Origin of the sequence: Bacillus sp. ATD (genome assembly GCF_050585765.1) — a bacterium.
In the GTDB taxonomy this organism is placed as follows: domain Bacteria; phylum Bacillota; class Bacilli; order Bacillales; family Bacillaceae; genus Bacillus; species Bacillus stercoris.
This window is the reverse complement of the sequence record NZ_JBOBQH010000001.1, coordinates 523,928-543,243: the sequence shown is the minus strand read 5'-3', so window position 1 is coordinate 543,243 and position 19,316 is coordinate 523,928. Positions and strand designations below refer to the sequence as shown.

Genomic DNA, 19,316 nt, shown 5'->3' with positions numbered 1-19,316 from the left:
TGAGAAAATTCTTCCGAAGTATTCAGTCGGGACAGTCTTTAAAAAATACAATCTGTTTGTACATCAATATAGGAAATAGACAGGAGGAGAATAAAAGCTGGAGCTAGGAAAGTTTGCATAAAAAAACCGCCGAGACTTAACTCGGCGGTCTTTTTATTACTTGTTTAAGTTGTAGAAAGAGTTGATACCGTGGTATTGAGCAGTTTCAGCCAACTGATCTTCGATGCGAAGAAGCTGGTTGTATTTCGCAACACGGTCCGTACGAGACGGAGCACCTGTTTTGATTTGTCCTGCGTTTGTTGCCACAGCGATGTCAGCGATTGTGCTGTCTTCAGTTTCACCAGAACGGTGAGAGATAACAGCAGTGTAGCCTGCGCGTTTCGCCATTTCGATCGCATCGAATGTTTCAGTCAATGTACCGATTTGGTTTACTTTGATCAGGATAGAGTTGCCTACGCCGTTTTTAATACCTTCAGCAAGTTTTTTCGTGTTTGTAACGAAGAGGTCGTCACCGACAAGCTGAACTTTTTTGCCAAGACGCTCAGTAAGAAGCTTGTGGCCTTCCCAGTCGTTTTCGTCAAGTCCGTCTTCGATAGAGATGATTGGGTATTTAGAAACCATTTCTTCGTACCAGTCAACCATTTCAGCAGATGTTTTCACAACGCCTTCGCCAGACAGATGGTATTTGCCGTCTTCTTTGTTGTAGAACTCAGAAGATGCAGCATCCATAGCAAGTTTCACTTCTTCGCCAGGTTTGAAGCCGGCTTTTTCGATTGCTTCAACGATTGTTTGAAGCGCTTCTTCGTTAGAACCAAGGTTTGGAGCGAATCCGCCTTCATCACCTACAGCTGTGTTCATTCCTTTAGCAGAAAGAACTGATTTCAGGCTGTGGAAGATTTGAGCGCCCATGCGAAGTGCTTCACGGAAGTTAGGAGCACCTACAGGCATGATCATGAATTCTTGAATATCCACGTTGTTATCAGCATGCTCTCCGCCGTTTACGATGTTCATCATCGGTACAGGAAGAGTTTTTGAGTTGAATCCTCCAAGGTATTGGTAAAGAGGAATTTGTAAGAAATCAGCAGCAGCACGCGCACAAGCCATAGATACGCCAAGGATTGCGTTCGCACCAAGTTTGCCTTTGTTTTCAGTGCCGTCAAGCTCGATTAAAAGCTGATCGATTGCGTTTTGTTCAGTTACATCAAAGCCAAGAAGCTCTGGAGCAATGATTTCGTTTACGTTGTTAACAGCTGTTAACACGCCTTTTCCAAGGTAACGGTCTTTGTCGCCGTCACGAAGCTCAACCGCTTCGTATTCACCTGTAGAAGCTCCGCTTGGCACTAATGCGCGGCCGAAAGCTCCTGTTTCTGTATATACTTCAACTTCAACTGTTGGGTTGCCGCGGGAGTCTAATACTTCGCGTGCATAAACATCAACAATGTATGGCATGAGTTTTGTCTCTCCTTTTGATTTTCAAATTATTTTTGAATTAAAGATGTACCTGTCATTTCTTTCGGTTTTTCAACACCGAGAAGGTCTAATAACGTTGGTGCAAGGTCTCCTAGGATTCCGCCTTCACGCAGCGTAACGCCTTCTTTCGTTACAATCACAGGGACTGGATTTGTTGTATGCGCAGTGTGCGGTTCGCCTGATTCTGTAATCAGAATGTCAGCATTACCGTGATCAGCGGTAATGATGGCGTGTCCGCCTTTAGCGAGAATCGCGTCAACGACTTCGCCTAAGCATTCGTCCACTGCTTCAATTGCTTTAATTGTTGGTTCAACCATTCCGGAGTGGCCGACCATATCAGGGTTTGCGAAGTTCAGAATGATCGCGTCATGCTTGTCAGCTTCAATTTCTTTGACAAGCGCGTCTTTCACTTCATACGCACTCATTTCAGGCTTCAAGTCATACGTTGCAACTTTAGGCGAGTTAATGAGAATACGCTCTTCACCCGGGAATTCAGCTTCACGGCCGCCGCTCATAAAGAACGTGACGTGCGGATACTTTTCAGTCTCTGCAATTCGAAGCTGTTTTAATCCGTGCTGAGATAATACTTCTCCGACTGTGTTATCAAGATTTATCGGTTTAAACGCTACATAGCCGTCAACTGTTTCACTAAAGTGAGTCAGGCAGACGAAATACAGGTTCTTTGGATAATTCTCGCCGCGGTCGAATTCACGGAAGTCTTTGTTTGTGAACGTGTTGGAAATCTGGATGGCGCGGTCCGGTCTGAAATTATAGAAAATCACAGAATCGCCGTCTTCGATTTTCGCAACAGGCTCACCGTTTTCTTTTGTGATGACAGATGGAATAACGAATTCATCGTGGATTCCATTCGCATATGAATCATCAACAACATCCAGTGCGCTGCGGTATGTCGGGCCTTCGCCGTATGCCATTGCACGATACGCTTTTTCTACACGGTCCCAGCGTTTGTCGCGGTCCATTGAGTAGTAGCGTCCGGAAATGCTGGCGATTTCTCCGACACCGATTTCCTCGATTTGTTCGTTCAGCTGGTTGATGTACGTTTTCGCTGTCTGCGGACCTACATCACGGCCGTCAAGGAAGCCATGGATATAAACCTTTGTCAGCCCTTCTTTTTTCGCAAGCTTTAACAGTGCGAATAAATGGTTGATATGGCTGTGCACGCCTCCGTCAGATAAAAGACCGAACAGGTGCAGGGCTTTGTTGTTTTCTTTCGCGTTGCTGATCGCGTCAAGGAATGTTTGATTGCGTTCGAACTCTCCTTCACGAATGGCAACATTTACGCGTGTTAAGCTTTGGTACACAATACGTCCCGCACCGATATTTAAGTGACCTACTTCGGAGTTCCCCATTTGCCCTTCAGGAAGACCTACAGCCTCGCCTGAAGCAGTCAATGTTTGATGAGGATACTGGTTCCAATAGCGGTCAAAATTCGGTTTTTTCGCTAAAGCGACAGCGTTCCCTACTGTTTCGTTACGTAATCCGAACCCATCAAGAATGATGAGTGCAGCTGGTTTTTTACTCATATTGACCTTCCTCCAATAATTGAACGAATGACTGTGGCTCAAGGCTCGCGCCGCCGACCAAAGCACCGTCAATATCGGACTCTGCCATATATTCTTTAATGTTTGCAGGCTTTACGCTTCCGCCATATTGGATGCGAAGCTTGTCTGCAGCTTCTTGGCTGAAGCTTTCAGCGACGGTTTTACGGATATGCGCACACACGTCATTCGCATCTTTCGCTGTAGAAGATTTGCCTGTTCCGATTGCCCAGATTGGCTCATACGCAATAACAGAAGCAGCAACTTGTTCTTCAGAAAGACCAGCAAGGCCTTTTTTCACTTGGTCAGCAACAAGATCATTTGTTTTGCCGGCTTCACGCTCTTCAAGCGTTTCACCTACACAGATGATCGGCACAATACCGTGTTTGAAAGCTGCGTGTGCTTTTTTGTTAACTGTTTCATCAGTTTCAGCGAACATTTCACGGCGCTCAGAGTGGCCGATGACGCAGTAGTCAACGCCAAGGTCTTTCAGAGCAACCGGGCTGATTTCGCCTGTGAACGCGCCGCTTTCTTCGAAGTGCATGTTTTGAGCGCCGACTTTTAGGTCAGTGCCTTTAACAGCAGAAGCAAGCTTTTCTAAGAAAAGTGCTGGCGCGCAAACAACAGCTTCAGCTTTGTCTGCTGCTGGAATGGAAGATTTCACTTCTTCAACGAAGCTGACAGCTTCGCCGAGTGTTTTGTTCATTTTCCAGTTACCGGCGATAATTGGTTTTCTCATCTGTTCCACTTCCTTATAGCAGTTTTGAGATTATTTATCGTTCAGTGCAGCTACCCCTGGAAGCTCTTTGCCTTCCATAAACTCAAGGGATGCGCCGCCGCCTGTTGAGATGTGGCTCATTTTGTCAGCAAGGCCGAATTTTTCAACCGCTGCCGCAGAGTCTCCTCCGCCGATGACAGAGTATGTATCTTTCGCCTCTGCCAATGCTTCCGCAACCGCTTTTGTTCCTTGAGCGAACAAGTCGATTTCGAATACGCCCATCGGTCCGTTCCACACGACAAGTTTGCTGTTTTTGATGACGTCAGCATACGTTTCGCGTGTTTTCGTACCAATGTCGATTGCTTCTAAATCACTAGGGATTTCAGAGATCGGCACAATTTTCACGTTTGCATCGTTAGAGAAATCATCTGCAACGAGTACATCTTCAGGCATGTAGAAGTTAACGCCTTTTTCTTTAGCGCGGTCCATAAATGATTTCGCAAGCTCGATTTTATCTTCTTCAAGAAGAGATTTACCGACTTCATAGCCAAGCGCTTTTACGAAAGTATAAGCAAGACCTCCGCCGATGATCAGGTTGTCTACTTTATCAAGAAGACTTTCGATAACACCGATTTTGTCTTTTACTTTCGCTCCGCCGATGATCGCCGTGAACGGGCGGTCAGGGTTAGAAACCGCTTTTCCGAGTACATCAAGCTCTTTTTCCATTAAGAAACCTGCAACTGCTGGCAGATGCTCGGCAATTCCAGCTGTAGATGCGTGAGCACGGTGAGCAGCACCGAATGCGTCATTTACATATACATCTGCAAGCTCAGCAAATGCTTTTGCAAGCTCAGGATCATTTTTCTCTTCACCAGGGTAGAAACGTACGTTTTCCAATACAAGAACGTCTCCGTCCTTCATCTCGGAAATTTGTGCTTTTACAGCATCGCCGTAAGCTTCATCCGCTTTTTTCACTTCTTTGCCAAGCAGTTCGCCGAGACGTGCAGCGACAGGAGTCAAACGAAGCTCCTCAACCACTTCGCCTTTCGGGCGGCCTAAGTGGCTCGCAAGAAGGACTTTTGCGCCTTGTTCTGCAAGGTGTTTGATTGTTGGAAGCGCAGCACGGATACGTGTATCGTCTGTTACTTCCCCGTCTTTCATTGGAACGTTAAAGTCAACGCGGCAGAATACAACTTTGCCTTTTACGTCGATGTCTTTGAGAGTTTTCTTATTCATGCCTAGGAGATCCTCCTTCAAAATGGTTTGCATACAGCACGAAAAACGTGAAACCGTCTGGTCAAGCGATAACGCCGCTAGGGCAGATCGCAGTCTTTTTTCGGCACAGGGCAGTTCGTCTAAAAGCCAGGGCAGCGGCCTTAGGCGAAAGCGCCGGCAAAGCTGCTAAAAACGCGGTCGTTTCTCTTTCACAGAGCGTTTTCTGAAAGCCGGTCTTCATGGAAAAAGGGAAAGGGAGTCCGTCCCCTTCCCTTGTCCGCTTTCATTATAGCGCTTCTATTCAAAAGAACCAAGTCAGGTCCTTTTTCAGCTATAAATTAAAGACCTTTTTTTGCGATGTAAGCTGCAAGGTCAACAACGCGGTTAGAGTAGCCGCTTTCGTTATCGTACCAAGAGATTACTTTTACCATGCTGCCTTCCATAACCATTGTAGAAAGAGCATCGATTGTAGAAGAGTTTTTGTTTCCGTTGTAGTCGCCAGAAACTAATGGCTCTTCGCTGTAGCCAAGGATTCCTTTAAGGTCGCCTTCAGCTGCTTCTTTAAGAGCTGCATTTACTTCTTCAGCTGTTACTTCTTGGTTCAGTTCAGCAACCAAGTCAACTAGAGAAACGTTTGGAGTTGGAACACGCATTGCTCCACCGTTCAGTTTGCCTTTTAGTTCAGGAAGAACTAGAGAAACTGCTTTAGCAGCACCAGTTGATGTTGGGATGATGTTTTCAGCTGCTGCACGCGCACGACGGTAGTCTTTGTGCGGAAGATCAAGGATTTGCTGATCGTTTGTGTAAGAGTGAACAGTTGTCATCATACCGCGTTTGATGCCGAATTTATCGTTAAGTACTTTTGCAAACGGCGCAAGGCAGTTTGTTGTGCAAGATGCGTTAGAGATAACATCGTGGTTAGCCGCATCGTATTTATCTTCGTTAACACCCATAACGATTGTGATATCTTCTTCGTTAGCAGGAGCAGAGATGATTACTTTTTTCGCGCCAGCTTCTAAGTGTTTCGCAGCGTCTGCGCGTTTTGTGAAGAAACCAGTAGATTCAACTACGATTTCAACGCCTTGTTTGCCCCAGCTAAGTTTAGCAGGATCGCGTTCTGCAGAAACTTCAATTGTTTTGCCGTTAACAACAAGGTTGTTACCGTCAACTGAAACTTCAGCGTCTAATTTTCCGTGTACAGAATCATATTGTAAAAGGTGAGCCAGCATGTTAGCATCTGTTAAATCGTTAACCGCTACTACCTCAACTTCAGGATTGTTTAATGCTGCGCGGAATACGTTACGTCCAATACGACCAAAACCGTTAATACCGACTTTTACTGCCATGATTGTTTCCTCCTTTAAATAAGTGAGAGATATTTATATTGAGGGATTATTCATCCCTTAATAACTTCTTTGCGGCTCCTTCGTCTGTGACGAGAACCGTGTTGCGCGGCTTTTTAAAGTAAGCCTCGATCGCCTCGGCTTTTGATGATCCGCCCGCTACTGCAATAATATCGGGAATGGCGTCTATGTCATCCAGCTGCATTCCGACAGAATGCACTTTGTGGACCACTTCGCCGTCCGCGTTAAAATAGTAGCCAAACGCTTCTGTCACCGCGTCGTTATCATCTATTTTCTTCAAGTCTTCTAAAGGTGTGTTTCTGCGCTGAGCCATAGTTTTAGCTTCGCCGATTCCGTGAACCAGCATACTCGCTGATTTAATGGTGTTCAGCACCTCTTTGACAGAAGGCTCTTCAATAATAGATGAATAGGCGCCTTGTGACAGCTGTCCCGGAACAAACAAAAGCCGGTAAGTGCCTGAAGCCTTCTCCGCCATATGCGCGCATATGGTGTTCGCCTGGTTTTTCACGTCTTCGCCTAAACCGCCTCTTGCAGGCACAAACAAAAGCTCGCGGTTTTTAGAATCCGGCGTCATCATTTCGGCGACAGCTTCAATTGTCGTACCGCCAGTTACAGCGACGATATTTTTGCCTGAAAATCTTTTTTTCATACATGCGACAGCCGCTCTCCCCATTTCTTTTTTGACCCATGGAGAGTGATCGCTGTCTCCGGATACGATAATGACATCCTTTAGATTTAAACGTTCTTTTAATGTCTTTTCCAAAAGCGTCAAACCTAAAACATCTTTCATTGTATCTTCCAGAACAGAAAGCAGTTCATAGCCCTCTTCTGTCAATGTCATGCCGTTTGTCTTAATATCGACCAGGTTCTGTTCCTTTAAAAACTGAACCTCGCCCCTCAGCACACGCTCGCTGATTTCGAGACTGGCAGACAGGCTTCTTCGCCCGATGGGTTCTGTCAGCCTGATATACTGCAAGATTTCAAACCTCTTTTGCATAACGAGCAGAAGATCAGGCAATAATTTTTTTTGAGCTTGTATTAACTGGTTCATGACTCAAACGTTCCTTCCTTTTTTGCTGGACATTATATGTCCCGCTATGACAAAAAACGTCCCATCATAGCCAAAAAAAATCATTTCTGCTTTCTTTAATTATTTTAACAGGGTGGAATTGTTTATTCAACTGTTAAGAGCCAATTCATCGACAATATTCGCAGAGTTTTCATGCCGCGGCGTTTTAACTAGCACTATTTTTTCCTATATATCTTTATCTTATACAGAAATCGCCAAATGGTGCATCCTAATATAAACAGCCCTTCCCATAGAAAGGGCTGTTCTTTTAAAGCGTTTTCATTTTATCCAGAGCTTTTCAATTTCTTCAAGCGATTTGTTCTTCGTTTCCGGGCAGATTGTTACGACAAACAGGAAGCAAAGGATGTTAATCACCGCGAATATCCAGAATGTATAGGCGAGCCCGAACGAATCAATCATCATTGGCACAAACTGTCCGATCGCCCAGTTTGCTCCCCATAAAAAGATGGTCGCAATGCCCGCAGCCCGCGCACGCAGATGGTTCGGGAAGATTTCAGAAATCATAATCCATGTGATCGGTCCGACCGAGACACAGAAAGCAGCGACAAAACCTAATATAAGGATGATCATCATGATCCCGCTTGTTAACTCAAAATAAAACGACGTCCCGATTAAAATCATAAAAATAGCCATAAAAGCAGAACCGATGGACATCAGTTTTTTCCGTCCGACTTTATCAATCAGCAACACTGCAATAACGGTAAAGATGACTTCTACAACCCCGACGATACAAGTCGTCACAAATCCGGCGTTTTGCCCGAATCCCATCATTTTAAAGATTTCCGGCCCGTAGTAAGTAATGGCGTTCATGCCGATGACTTGGTTAAACAGCGCCAGCAGGATTCCAATGATAAGCGCCTTTCTGAGGCCCGGCTTAAACAGCTGGGAGAGCGACCCCATTTGTTCTATTTTTAAAGAGTTCTCAATGTTCTTTAATTCTTCTTTTGCAACAGTTTCTCCATTAATACGTGTCAGAATCTTTAAAGCTTCGTTTGTTTTGCCCGCTTTCGCCAGCCATCTCGGGCTTTCCGGGACGACGAGCAGGACAAGGAAGAAGATGACGGACGGCACCATTCCATAAGCAAGCATCCATCTCCAGCCGGTGTGCACGCCCCATTCGTATGTTCCGGACCGCTGCACAGCCAAATTAATAAAGTATGTTGCGGAAATACCCAGGATCGTAAAGAGCTGATATAAGGATGATAAACTTCCGCGTATGGCGGGCGGCGCCGCTTCTGTAATGTACGTAACAGAGAGCGATGAGCCCATCCCGATTCCCAGGCCCCCGATAATCCTTGCAATGATCAAAGTGGACACGTCTTGAGAAAGCGCTGAAACGATTGCTGATATCGCAAATAACAAAGCGGCTGTCATTAAAATTTTTCTCCGGCCGAATCTGTCACTTAAAAATCCGGATATCCCGACGCCCACAACTCCTCCAATCATAATGCTTGAAATGACAAGTCCCTCCATAAACGGACTCAGGCTGTATAAATCTTTCAGAAAACCGATGGCGCCAGAAATCACTGCCGTGTCATAGCCATACAATAAGCCGCCAAGCCCCGCCGCGCATGAGATTAAAATAACAAATCCCATTGAATGGCTTCTTGTTACAGGAACATTTGGTTCTAATTGAGTTGGAGTATTCTTCATTTCCCTGCCCTCCCGAAATGTTGAGTAAAGCGTTTTCATTTCAACCTTCAATTGTACGTACTTATATTAAAATTTAACGAAAATTACATTTAATTAGTACGTACAAATATAGAATAATCTTGTTTGCATTTTCTGTCAATGTTTTCTTACAAAGAACGCTGTGATATACTGAAATTTGTCCGTATACATTTTGGAGGAATGGATATGTTACCAAAATACGCGCAAGTAAAAGAAGAAATTAGTTCATGGATTAATCAAGGCAAAATACTGCCCGATCAAAAAATCCCTACCGAAAACGAATTAATGCAGCAATTCGGCGTCAGCCGGCATACCATTCGCAAAGCGATCGGAGACCTCGTATCACAAGGTCTGCTGTACAGCGTGCAAGGCGGAGGCACCTTCGTCGCTTCACGCTCTGCGAAGTCAGCGCTGCATTCCAATAAAACGATCGGTGTTTTGACAACCTACATATCAGACTATATTTTCCCGAGCATTATTAGAGGAATCGAGTCCTATTTAAGCGAGCAGGGATATTCTATGCTTTTGACAAGCACAAACAACAACCCGGACAATGAAAGAAGAGGCTTAGAAAACCTGCTGTCCCAGCATATTGACGGACTCATCGTAGAACCGACAAAAAGCGCTCTGCAAACCCCAAACATCGGCTACTATCTGAACTTGGAGAAAAACGGCATTCCCTTTGCGATGATTAACGCGTCATATGCCGAGCTTGCCGCACCGAGTTTTACCTTGGATGATGTGAAAGGCGGCATGATGGCGGCGGAGCATTTGCTTTCTCTCGGCCACACGCACATGATGGGTATTTTCAAAGCTGATGACACACAAGGCGTGAAACGGATGAACGGATTTATACAGGCGCACCGGGAGCGTGATTTGTTTCCCTCTCCAGATATGATTGTGACATTTACAACGGAAGAAAAAGAATCAAAACTTCTGGAGAAAGTGAAGGCCACACTGGAGAAAAACAGCAAGCACATGCCGACAGCCATTCTTTGTTATAACGATGAAATTGCGCTGAAGGTGATCGATATGCTGCGGGAGATGGATCTAAAAGTGCCGGAGGATATGTCTATCGTCGGGTATGATGATTCGCATTTTGCCCAAATCTCCGAAGTGAAACTAACCTCTGTCAAGCACCCGAAATCCGTGCTCGGTAAAGCGGCGGCGAAATATGTGATTGACTCCCTTGAGCATAAAAAGCCAAAGCAAGAGGATGTTATATTTGAGCCTGAGCTGATCATTCGCCAGTCCGCACGAAAACTGAATGAATAAAAAAGCAATGTATGGGTCTCCCCGCTACATTGCTTTTTTTATAGCTGTTATCTGTTTTTCCAAACGTCAGCAATGATTTCAAACGAACGCATTCTGTCTGCGTGTTCATAGGTTTCTGAGTTAACCATAATTTCGTCAGCCTGTGTCGTTTTGACGAAGTCTTCAAGCTTCGCCTTCACTTCTTCCGGCCCTCCGACAATCGTGGAGCTTAGCTGCTCATTGACCATCGCTTTTTCATACGGGCTCCAGATTTGGTCCATATCCTCAACAGGCGGCTTCAGCTGGTTCGGCGTACCGCGGACAAGATCAAGAAATCTTTGATAATGTGAAGTCGCAAGGTGCTGCGCTTTCTCGTTTGTATCTGCCGCGATAATGGTGACACCGACCATTGCATACGGTTCGTCGAGCACGTCTGACGGCGTGAAGGAATTGCGGTACAGCTCCAAGGCAGGAACCGTATTCGCCGGCGAGAAATGAGCGGCGAAGGCAAACGGAAGACCTAGTTCACCTGCAAGGCGGGCGCTGAAGCCGCTTGAGCCCAGCAGCCAAATCGGCACATCTATGCCCTCTCCGGGAATGGCGCGGACTTGATTGCGTACATTTCCTGACGGTTTAAAGTAATTGCGAAGTTCCTCTAGTTGTTCTGGGAAATCCTCTCCGCTGTTGATGTTTCTGCGGAGCGCTCTTGCTGTCAATTGGTCCGTTCCCGGCGCACGTCCGAGCCCCAGGTCAATCCGCCCGGGATACAATGTTTCGAGTGTGCCGAATTGTTCAGCAATGATTAATGAAGAGTGGTTCGGGAGCATAATGCCGCCGGAACCGACGCGGATTTTCTTAGTGCCTCCGGCAATATGGCCAATCAAAACTGCGGTGGCAGAGCTTGCCACACCTTCTATATTATGATGCTCAGCAAGCCAGTAACGGTGATAGCCCCATTCCTCCGCACGGCGCGCCAAGTCCATGCTGTTTCGGAATGATTCCGCGATCGTTCCTCCCTGAACAACCGGAGATAAATTCAAGACAGAAAGCAAGGTATCTTTGCGTTGGTTGTTAGACATATTGTTCTCCTTTGCAAATGTGTTATCAGGAAACAGCCCAAAGCTGTCAGGTCATGATCGAATGTACTTCTATCACACCATAACACAACTGCATTCAGGAATAAAAGAATTTAATTCGATGAAATTCGAACAATATAAAACGAACGGTTTGGTACGTTATTCTGCTCTAAACAGCTCCTTAGCCATCTCAATAAAGAGCTTAGCTGCCAGAGAAGCCTCCTTCAGCGACGGAACAGCAAGCTGCACATCACGGTATACCTGCGGGTCCAACTCTCTGGTCACCACATGCTCCGGCAGCGGCATGTGCGACATGGACATTTCTGATAAAATCGCGAGACCCAGTCCTTCTTTGACCATACTGATCGAGGTGTTCATGTTATAGACTGTGAAAGCGGCGTTCAGCGTAGCGCCCGCTTGCCTGAACATATCGTGAAAAGGTGATTCATAGCCGCCGTCGCAGACGATCATCGGTTCATGATCGAGGTCTTTCAGCGTAATGGCGGAACGGCTGCAAAGCGGGTGATCATCCCTGAGCACGACAGCCATTTTGTCTTTTTTCAAATGAATATACTCCATCTCCTCTGTTGGATACAGAAGAATGCCGACATCTATCATCCGCGTGTGAAGCCACTCCTTGACTTCATTTACAGTTCCCTCGTGCAGCACAAGCTCCAGTTTCGGATATTTTTGTTTAAATTCACTGATCAGCTTTGGCATAAAATAAGCCGAGGCAGTTGAGAATGTGCCAATATGGATCGTACCCAGTTCAAGCCCTTTTTCCGCGGCTGCGACCTGCTCAACTTTTTCAATGCCTTTTAAGACTTCCCTGATGTGTACTAAGATCTGTTTTCCCGTATCAGTCAGCATCAGGCCATTGCGGCGGTCACGAATAATCAGCTTTACATCAAGCTCAGCCTCGATTGCAGAAATCGCATGGCTGACAGCCGGCTGTGTCATGTTCAGCGCCTGACCCGCTTTTGTAAAGCTTCCCGTTTCAGCTATTTTGACGAAAACCTTTAATTGTGTAATAGTCATAACAATTTACTTATGCTCCTCATAAAAAAGATTCATTTTATTTATCTTATGTTCTACCGTATCATATGATGGAAAAGTTCTACAAGGAGTGAATGAACAATGAAGCAGCTCTCAAAAACGCGGACAGCTCTCCTGCTCGCATTTCTCGTCATCATGTGGGGCGTCAATTGGCCGCTGTCCAAAGCCGCGCTCGCCTATTCGCCGCCCTTATTATTCGCGGGCATCCGAACGCTGATCGGCGGGCTTTTATTAGTCATTGTCGCACTGCCGCGTTTTCATAAATTACGTTTAAAAGAAACGTGGCCGATTTATCTTGTTTCTGCACTTTTAAATATTACGTTATTCTACGGCCTGCAAACGATCGGGCTGAATTATCTTCCGGCCGGCCTGTTTTCTGCAATCGTCTTCTTTCAGCCTGTTCTGATGGGCGTATTTTCTTGGCTGTGGCTCGGCGAATCCATGTTTGTATTGAAAGTGATCGGGCTCATCCTCGGTTTTGCGGGAGTAGCCGTCATTAGTGCCGCGGGCTTTGGCGGGCATATTTCTGTCATTGGGGTTCTGCTGGCGCTTGGCTCCGCAATCAGCTGGGCGCTCGGAACAGTATATATGAAAAAAACAGGCAGCCGCGTCGATTCCATCTGGATGGTCGCCTTGCAGCTGACGATCGGCAGCGTGTTTCTGCTTATATCCGGTCTTTGGACAGAAAGCTTTTCCGCGATCCAATGGACAGCTCCGTTTATCACGAGCCTGCTGTTCATCTCTGTATTCGTTATCGCACTCGGTTGGCTTATCTTTTTTACGCTTGTCGGTTCAGGAGAAGCAAGCAAGGTCGCATCTTATACGTTTTTGATTCCGCTCATATCGATCGTGGCCAGCTCCATTTTCCTGCATGAACCGCTCACCCTTAGCCTCTTGGCAGGGCTGCTGCTGATTGTCACAAGCATCTGTCTCGTGAATACAAAATCAAAAGCGCAGAAAGCAGCGGCGATTGGCATAAATGAGAAAGCTGCACAATAATAAGAAACCCTCTTGCCGGATGCGGCGAGAGGGTTTCTTATTTACTGATGCTTGCGTCCTTTGACCAAATATGCAACGGTAATCAAAAGGTAGATCGCCGCAGTAATGCCGGTAATGACCATTGACGTTGTCATGACGACCCCGATCAGAATGGCGAGTAATGCCACAATCGCAAACCATGTCGTGTACGGGAACCATTTTACATAATAAGCCGGTTTTTCCGTTTGCTGTTTTCTCGATTTCAAATGAGCGAATCCGATGATCAGCCAAATGAATAAAACGGTATATCCTAATGATCCCATTAAATAATTAAATGTTTGGCTTCCCGCGAACAGAGAAATCAACACGCCAATATAGAGAGAAGAAGTGCACATCAGAATTGCAAACATCGGTACGTTTTTTGATGAAAGCTTGGAGAAGACCTTCGGAAGCCTTCCGTCACTTGCCTGTGTATACAAAATGCGTGATGATCCGTATAAACCTGAATTCATAGAAGAAATGATCGCCAGCAGGATAACTGCGTTCATGATATGATCAGCGCCCGGAATGCCTACCATTTTAAAGACCATCACGAAAGGACTTTCCGGAACGGAATTGACTTGGTTCCACGGAATCAGGCTGACGATGATGAAAAACGGCAGCAGGTAAAACGCGACAATCCGTGTCAGTGTGCTGTGGACAGCTTTCGGGACAACCTTTTCTGGATTTTTTGTTTCAGCAAGTGTCACTCCGATAATTTCTGTACCGCCGTAAGAGTAGATGACGACAAGCATCGCCGTAATCAGCCCTGTGCCGCCGTGCGGGAAAAATCCGCCGTGGTCTGTCAGGTTTGAAAATCCGGCAGCTGTATGATCACCGAATGATACGAATAAAAGCAATAACCCTAAAATAATAAAGATGATAATAACGGTAATCTTGATCATGGCCAGCCAATATTCAGTTTCGGCGAAAATTTTAACAGAAAGCAAGTTTACGATCGTGACGATAAGAGAAATCCCCAATGCCAGCACCCAAATCGGGCAGCCCGGGAGCCAGTATTGAATGAATATCGCAGCTACAACAGCTTCAGCCGCAATGTTGAGCACCCACATTTTCCAGTAGATCCAGTCCAAGAAATAAGCGGCGTAATTCCCCAATACCTGCTGGACAAGATCACGGAAGGTTCTGGCGTTGCGGTTTCGAACAGCCATTTCCGCGAGCCCCTGCATAATAAACAGCAAAATAATTCCGCCGAGCAGGTATGCGATAATGACAGATGGCCCTGCCACATCGATCGCTGAGCTGCTCCCTTTAAATAAACCCGCGCCGATTGCTCCGCCCAGCGCCATCATCATAATATGGCGGGACGTCATCGTGCGTTTTAACGTTTGATTGTCGTTTTTCATCCTCTTCTACCTCTCCTTCTCGTTTTCAAAAACAAAAAAGCCCGCCGCCCCCTATCTAATCTAATAGATAAAGAGACGACGAGCCTTCGGCTGACCGCGGTACCACTCTTGTTGATTCTTCATGAAGAATCCTGCTTTTGACCTGTAACGAAGGTTAGCCGTTAAAACATAGGGAATATTCGATCTATTCCGTTCCGTCTTACCACTCCCGGGCGAGTTCAAAGAAGAATCAGGCTGCGTTGCACCACCCCGCAGCTCTCTGTTCTGATTACTTTCTTTTACTGCTCCCAATCTATGCGTTTTAGTTTTCTGAAAAACTCAAATTTTATGATCTGAATATATTAACATAATATACGTGCTTCTCTTTTCCCTGTCAATAACTTCAGAGAAAAAAGAAACTGTTATTTTGTCCCTTTTTGAATGGCTTTCCAAAAGGATTCTGACTCGTTTCCTAATGCGTAGACTGAAACACCTGCTATTTTAAATTGCTTTGCCAAATGGCTTTTCGTTTGAACGGTTTTTTCGTTTTCATACCACACGACATGTTTATGCTTCTTTTTATCAACATAAGAAAACGTCATCGAACCTGTTTTTTTGTTGAATGCCGGCTTTGCTTTTTGCTTTTGGATGAGGGATTTGAGTTCATTCCATTCCCTCACAGAGCTTCCGCTTCCGTCTTTTACATCCCAGTCATAGCCGTACGCGGGGATGCCCATGATGACTTTATTGGCTTTGATCTTTTTGACTGAAAACTGCAGAGAGCTTTTGATCCAGTTTGTGCTTGCCACTGATCCTGGCTCCCCCCAAATGCCGTGTTCGTCGTAGGTCATGACTTGTACGAAGTCGGCATATTTGCCGATTTTCGCATAATCATACGGCCAGCTCCAGTCATCATTTTTATCATCAGCGCTTTTGGCCGGAACGGATACCATTGTTTGAATATGTTTCTTTTTCAAAGCCTGTGAGACATCTTGAATAAAACGCGAGTATTTAGATCGGTCTTCTGGATTCACTGCTTCAAAATCGATATTGATACCGTAGTATGAGTGCTTTTTCGCCAAAGATATGAGCTGATCAGTGAACCGTTTTTTCGCTGTTTTATTACTCATGACCCGACTTGCCAAATCTCCGTCAAAGTCATAAATGGCATCATTATAGTTTGAAATGACAGCCCATGTCTTGATTTTTTTCTTTTTCGCATATGTCAGCTGCTTGCTTGGGGCATCGCCAATGATTTGTCCGTTTTTTTCAAACGCAAATGTATCGGTTGCGATGGCATTCATGTATGTATGATGTTTCGCAAGAGAATTGTATGAAGCCGTATCCCCAGTCGTGTAGCCTAATGTCATGCCGGCTGCCTTCGCTTCTCCTTTTGTATACATAAACAGAACAATCGCAATCGCCAGTGAAACCGCTATAATCAGCCATTTTTTCATCGCATTTCCTCCTGTATCAAGTCATACTCTTCTCATCGGCCAAAAAATTGGAAGTTGAAGTTTTTTTTCAAGCAAAAAGCCCGGCATATGCCTGCCGGGCTTCCTGAGTTTAGCGGTCAGAGACGAGAATATAGGCTGCCTTTACTGGTCCGTGCACTCCCACAACTAAATCCATTTCAATGTCGGCTGAGTTGCTCGGTCCGGTAATATAGTTGATACATGAAGGAACAGTGACACCGTCCGCAATGTTTTGGCGGATAATATCACTGGCTTGTGTCATTCTTGGCACAATGCTTGATTTCGGCACGATCGCAATATAAGTCGTTGGCAGAAGGCTGACAGATCGGCCGATGTCTTTTGAAGAGAAGAGGACAACCGTCCCCGACTCAGCCAATGTAATTTCGCTGAATGTAATCCCTACATTGGCTTGCTCCGCTTTTTTGATATTTTCCTCGCCTTTGTCAGCATCCCACTCCCAGACTGGCGTTCCCTCGCTCGGCCAATCCTTGGTGAGCAGGCTTTTCAGTCCGTATGCTTCAAAGCGGGGGTCCTTCGGAATGATGACAGGGCCTCCGGAGAAGCGGCTGACTTGCTCGCGCAGGGCATCGTAAAGGCCGGTTGAATCCGTTTCAATCAGCTCTGTATGGATTTTGACACAATGGTTTTTGAGCACTGTGACTAAGTCATCCGCTGAATATCCTTCAAGTGTTTTATATTGCGGCTGATGCGCCCACTCAGGAACTGCCACGCCCCCTGTTCTTCTTTCACGGCCAAGGCTGGATGCGATTCGGTTTAAAAAGCTCTCTTGATTCTGAATGGTTCCCTTCGTCATCACTGCTCCTCCTTCGTGCGTTCACTTGTTTCTCTGTCTGCAAACCAGTCTCTGAATCTCGATTTATGCGGTGCCGGGAAGTCGCGGATCTGTGTCCAGCTTTTGAGCGGGCCGGGTCCCTTGGAAATTTTTTCGTCCTCTGTAAAAGGTGTCATGGCGGCCGGCGCCCATTTTGAGCCCATTTTGTATAGTGACAAGGAGGATGCGCCAAGTCCGAACGCTTTCATCGCAAGCTTTTCACTGATCGGCGCTCTGCCTTCTTTTTCGACGATGTTTTGGCGATGCTTGAGAAGAAGCTCGTGCAGCGGAATTTTGACCGGGCAGGCTTCTGTACAAGCAGCGCACAGTGAAGAAGCGTACGGCAGCTCCTTATAATCGTCATAACCGCCGAGCAATGGCGATAAAACCGCTCCGATCGGCCCCGAGTAGATTGAGCCGTATGAGTGTCCGCCGACATGGCGGTACACAGGGCAGACATTGATACAGGCGGCACAGCGGATACATTGCAGCACAGACTGGAATTCTGTTCCTAGGATGTTGGATCGTCCATTGTCAACGATGACAAGATGGAATTCTTCCGGACCATCCACTTCACCTTCTAGCTTCGGACCCGTCAAAGCTGTAATATAACTTGTCAGCCGCTGTCCGACAGCACTTCTTGTCAGCATGCTGACAAGCACTTCAAATTCAGAAAATGACGGGACAATCCGTTCCATTCCCATGACGGTAATTTGTGTTTTCGGCAAGGTGCTCACAAGCCGTCCATTTCCTTCATTGGTCACAAGGCTGACGGAACCCGTGTCCGCAATGGCGAAGTTACAGCCGGTAATGCCGATATCCGCTTCCAGAAACTTTTTCCGGAGAATGGCACGCGCATGCATGACAAGCTCTTCCGGTTTTTCTGTATGTTGATAGTCCAGCCTTTCTTTAAACACATCGCGTATCTGCTCTTTATTTTTATGAAGGGCGGGCGCGACGATATGTGACGGCGGATCGTGATCATCAATCTGCAAAATATACTCGCCGAGGTCGGTTTCGACGACTTCACAGCCTTCCTTCTCCAGCACCTCATTCAGATTGATTTCCTCTGTAACCATTGATTTTGATTTTACGATTTTCTTCCCGTTCTTCTTTTGAATGACGTCGCGAATATAAGAAGACGCCTCTTCCGCTGTTTCCGCGAAATAGACATGTCCGCCTCTTTTCGCCACATTTTCGGCAAGCTGTCCGAGATAGAAATCAAGGTTTTCAAGGACATGCTGCCTGATTTCCTCTGATAAAGAGCGCCATTCCTCCCAGTTTCCCAGTTCTTCTGCCGCCTCTAGGCGCCGCGTCCGCAGACGCTCCTGTGCACCTGAAACAGCGCCTCTCATAAATTCATTATCAATCCCCTGTGATACCCGCTCTTTAAAAGCGTCAGTACCGATTTTCATCGCCATGATCCTTTCCCCCTCTGAATCCAGTTTTATCTGCTGTTGAGCACTTCGGCGATGTGCATCACTTTGACATTCTTATCTTTTCGGTCAAGCCGTCCCCCGATATTCATCAAACAGCCGCAGTCAGCGCCGATCAGCACCTCTGCTCCCGTTTCCTCCACACATTCGACTTTTTCATCGACCATCTGCTCTGAAATCTGCGCCATTTTGACGGAGAACGTTCCACCGAATCCGCAGCAGTTATGTTTGCCCGGAAGCTCTGTAAACTGCAGTCCCTTTACATGGCTCAACAGCTTCATCGGCTCCTCCCGAACCCCGAGCAGCCTTGTCATATGGCACGACGTATGTAAAGTCGCTTTTGTATGAAGGGTCGCGCCGACATCCTCTACCCCAAGGACGTTCACGATAAAATCTGTCAATTCATACGTTTTATCCGCCAGCTTTTGCGCTTTATCGGCCCATTTCGGATCATCTGCAAACAAGTGCGGGTATTCCCGAAACATCGTTGTGCAGGAACCGGAAGGACTGACAACATATTCGGAATCCTGAAACGTTTCGATCATCCGTTTCATTGCTTTTTTGGCGTCATGTACATAGCCGCTGTTGTAAGCAGGCTGCCCGCAGCAAATCTGCCCCTCCGGAAAATCAACCTCGCACCCAAGCCGCTCCAGCAGCTCAACCGTTGCTTTTCCGACATTTGTTTGAAACATATCAACAAGACAAGTGACAAAAAGTGAGACTTTCATGATGAACCC

16 protein-coding genes and 1 other annotated feature are annotated in these 19,316 nt (G+C 46.2%); of the genes, 2 read left to right on the top strand and 14 right to left on the bottom strand.

From position 1 onward, the window contains the following. Positions 1-156 precede the first annotated feature (156 nt). The 7 genes from eno to araE all read right to left on the bottom strand — a co-directional run bounded on the left by eno (position 157) and on the right by araE (position 9,069). Entirely contained in the window at positions 157-1,449 is a 1,293-nt protein-coding gene (gene eno / locus ACQXR1_RS02695) for a phosphopyruvate hydratase (protein WP_003151625.1), read from the bottom strand. Positions 1,450-1,478: 29 nt separating this feature from the next. Further along, on the bottom strand, positions 1,479-3,014 hold the full coding sequence (gene gpmI / locus ACQXR1_RS02690) for a 2,3-bisphosphoglycerate-independent phosphoglycerate mutase (protein WP_014665414.1): 1,536 nt from the start codon (positions 3,012-3,014) through the stop codon (positions 1,479-1,481). Beyond that, positions 3,007-3,768: a triose-phosphate isomerase gene (gene tpiA / locus ACQXR1_RS02685; RefSeq protein WP_003243394.1), complete on the bottom strand. Its 762-nt coding sequence runs from the start codon at positions 3,766-3,768 to the stop codon at positions 3,007-3,009. Before tpiA ends, gpmI begins: the two co-directional genes overlap by 8 nt. A 30-nt stretch (positions 3,769-3,798) precedes the next feature. After that, positions 3,799-4,983: a phosphoglycerate kinase gene (locus ACQXR1_RS02680; RefSeq protein WP_040081789.1), complete on the bottom strand. Its 1,185-nt coding sequence runs from the start codon at positions 4,981-4,983 to the stop codon at positions 3,799-3,801. A gap of 317 nt (positions 4,984-5,300) precedes the next feature. After that, positions 5,301-6,308: a type I glyceraldehyde-3-phosphate dehydrogenase gene (gene gap / locus ACQXR1_RS02675; protein ID WP_003219957.1), complete on the bottom strand. Its 1,008-nt coding sequence runs from the start codon at positions 6,306-6,308 to the stop codon at positions 5,301-5,303. Between the two features lie 46 nt (positions 6,309-6,354). Further along, a complete protein-coding gene (gene cggR, locus ACQXR1_RS02670; RefSeq protein ID WP_014665418.1) occupies positions 6,355-7,377 on the bottom strand; it encodes a gapA transcriptional regulator CggR in 1,023 nt (340 codons plus the stop codon). A gap of 297 nt (positions 7,378-7,674) precedes the next feature. Next, positions 7,675-9,069 carry an arabinose-proton symporter AraE gene (gene araE, locus ACQXR1_RS02665; protein ID WP_040081788.1) on the bottom strand — a complete coding sequence of 465 codons (1,395 nt, stop codon included), beginning with the start codon at positions 9,067-9,069 and terminating at the stop codon, positions 7,675-7,677. Between the two features lie 204 nt (positions 9,070-9,273). Here araE and araR point away from each other — a divergent pair, with 204 nt between their 5' ends. Further along, complete coding sequence (gene araR / locus ACQXR1_RS02660; RefSeq protein WP_069838708.1) at positions 9,274-10,362, top strand: arabinose utilization transcriptional regulator AraR; 1,089 nt, start codon at positions 9,274-9,276, stop codon at positions 10,360-10,362. A 47-nt stretch (positions 10,363-10,409) separates the two neighbouring features. Here the strand turns inward: araR and ACQXR1_RS02655 are convergent, their stop codons facing one another. Next, positions 10,410-11,420, bottom strand: a complete 1,011-nt coding sequence (locus ACQXR1_RS02655) for an LLM class flavin-dependent oxidoreductase (protein ID WP_069838707.1) — start codon at positions 11,418-11,420, stop codon at positions 10,410-10,412. Positions 11,421-11,576: 156 nt separating this feature from the next. Next, the gene (locus ACQXR1_RS02650) at positions 11,577-12,455 is read right to left on the bottom strand and encodes a LysR family transcriptional regulator (RefSeq protein ID WP_014665422.1); all 879 of its coding nucleotides are present in this window, start codon (positions 12,453-12,455) and stop codon (positions 11,577-11,579) included. 99 nt (positions 12,456-12,554) lie between these two features. Between ACQXR1_RS02650 and ACQXR1_RS02645 the strand changes: the two genes are divergently transcribed. Then, positions 12,555-13,472, top strand: a complete 918-nt coding sequence (locus ACQXR1_RS02645) for a DMT family transporter (protein WP_014665423.1) — start codon at positions 12,555-12,557, stop codon at positions 13,470-13,472. 41 nt (positions 13,473-13,513) lie between these two features. On the opposite strand, the gene ACQXR1_RS02640 is transcribed toward ACQXR1_RS02645, so the two are convergent. The 5 genes from ACQXR1_RS02640 to lutA form a co-directional block, all read right to left on the bottom strand. Then, a complete protein-coding gene (locus ACQXR1_RS02640; protein WP_227099333.1) occupies positions 13,514-14,857 on the bottom strand; it encodes an amino acid permease in 1,344 nt (447 codons plus the stop codon). 68 nt (positions 14,858-14,925) lie between these two features. After that, positions 14,926-15,161: a binding site (T-box leader), on the bottom strand. A 97-nt stretch (positions 15,162-15,258) separates the two neighbouring features. Beyond that, positions 15,259-16,293 carry a glycosyl hydrolase family 18 protein gene (locus ACQXR1_RS02635; RefSeq protein ID WP_227099332.1) on the bottom strand — a complete coding sequence of 345 codons (1,035 nt, stop codon included), beginning with the start codon at positions 16,291-16,293 and terminating at the stop codon, positions 15,259-15,261. Positions 16,294-16,402: 109 nt separating this feature from the next. Further along, positions 16,403-17,125: a lactate utilization protein LutC gene (gene lutC / locus ACQXR1_RS02630; protein ID WP_040081779.1), complete on the bottom strand. Its 723-nt coding sequence runs from the start codon at positions 17,123-17,125 to the stop codon at positions 16,403-16,405. Further along, complete coding sequence (gene lutB / locus ACQXR1_RS02625; protein WP_014665427.1) at positions 17,125-18,564, bottom strand: lactate utilization iron-sulfur protein LutB; 1,440 nt, start codon at positions 18,562-18,564, stop codon at positions 17,125-17,127. The genes lutC and lutB overlap by 1 nt, the downstream gene beginning before the upstream one ends. A gap of 26 nt (positions 18,565-18,590) precedes the next feature. Next, on the bottom strand, positions 18,591-19,307 hold the full coding sequence (gene lutA, locus ACQXR1_RS02620) for a lactate utilization iron-sulfur protein LutA (protein WP_014665428.1): 717 nt from the start codon (positions 19,305-19,307) through the stop codon (positions 18,591-18,593). Between the last annotated feature and the right edge of the window lie 9 nt (positions 19,308-19,316).

Bases quoted from the DNA above. Each gene is read 5' to 3' on its own strand.
- eno (WP_003151625.1), bottom strand. From the start codon at position 1,449: ATGCCATACATTGTTGATGTTTATGCACGCGAAGTATTAGACTCCCGC.
- gpmI (WP_014665414.1), bottom strand. From the start codon at position 3,014: ATGAGTAAAAAACCAGCTGCACTCATCATTCTTGATGGGTTCGGATTA.
- tpiA (WP_003243394.1), bottom strand. From the start codon at position 3,768: ATGAGAAAACCAATTATCGCCGGTAACTGGAAAATGAACAAAACACTC.
- ACQXR1_RS02680 (WP_040081789.1), bottom strand. From the start codon at position 4,983: ATGAATAAGAAAACTCTCAAAGACATCGACGTAAAAGGCAAAGTTGTA.
- gap (WP_003219957.1), bottom strand. From the start codon at position 6,308: ATGGCAGTAAAAGTCGGTATTAACGGTTTTGGTCGTATTGGACGTAAC.
- cggR (WP_014665418.1), bottom strand. From the start codon at position 7,377: ATGAACCAGTTAATACAAGCTCAAAAAAAATTATTGCCTGATCTTCTG.
- araE (WP_040081788.1), bottom strand. From the start codon at position 9,069: ATGAAGAATACTCCAACTCAATTAGAACCAAATGTTCCTGTAACAAGA.
- araR (WP_069838708.1), top strand. From the start codon at position 9,274: ATGTTACCAAAATACGCGCAAGTAAAAGAAGAAATTAGTTCATGGATT.
- ACQXR1_RS02655 (WP_069838707.1), bottom strand. From the start codon at position 11,420: ATGTCTAACAACCAACGCAAAGATACCTTGCTTTCTGTCTTGAATTTA.
- ACQXR1_RS02650 (WP_014665422.1), bottom strand. From the start codon at position 12,455: ATGACTATTACACAATTAAAGGTTTTCGTCAAAATAGCTGAAACGGGA.
- ACQXR1_RS02645 (WP_014665423.1), top strand. From the start codon at position 12,555: ATGAAGCAGCTCTCAAAAACGCGGACAGCTCTCCTGCTCGCATTTCTC.
- ACQXR1_RS02640 (WP_227099333.1), bottom strand. From the start codon at position 14,857: ATGAAAAACGACAATCAAACGTTAAAACGCACGATGACGTCCCGCCAT.
- ACQXR1_RS02635 (WP_227099332.1), bottom strand. From the start codon at position 16,293: ATGAAAAAATGGCTGATTATAGCGGTTTCACTGGCGATTGCGATTGTT.
- lutC (WP_040081779.1), bottom strand. From the start codon at position 17,125: ATGACGAAGGGAACCATTCAGAATCAAGAGAGCTTTTTAAACCGAATC.
- lutB (WP_014665427.1), bottom strand. From the start codon at position 18,564: ATGGCGATGAAAATCGGTACTGACGCTTTTAAAGAGCGGGTATCACAG.
- lutA (WP_014665428.1), bottom strand. From the start codon at position 19,307: ATGAAAGTCTCACTTTTTGTCACTTGTCTTGTTGATATGTTTCAAACA.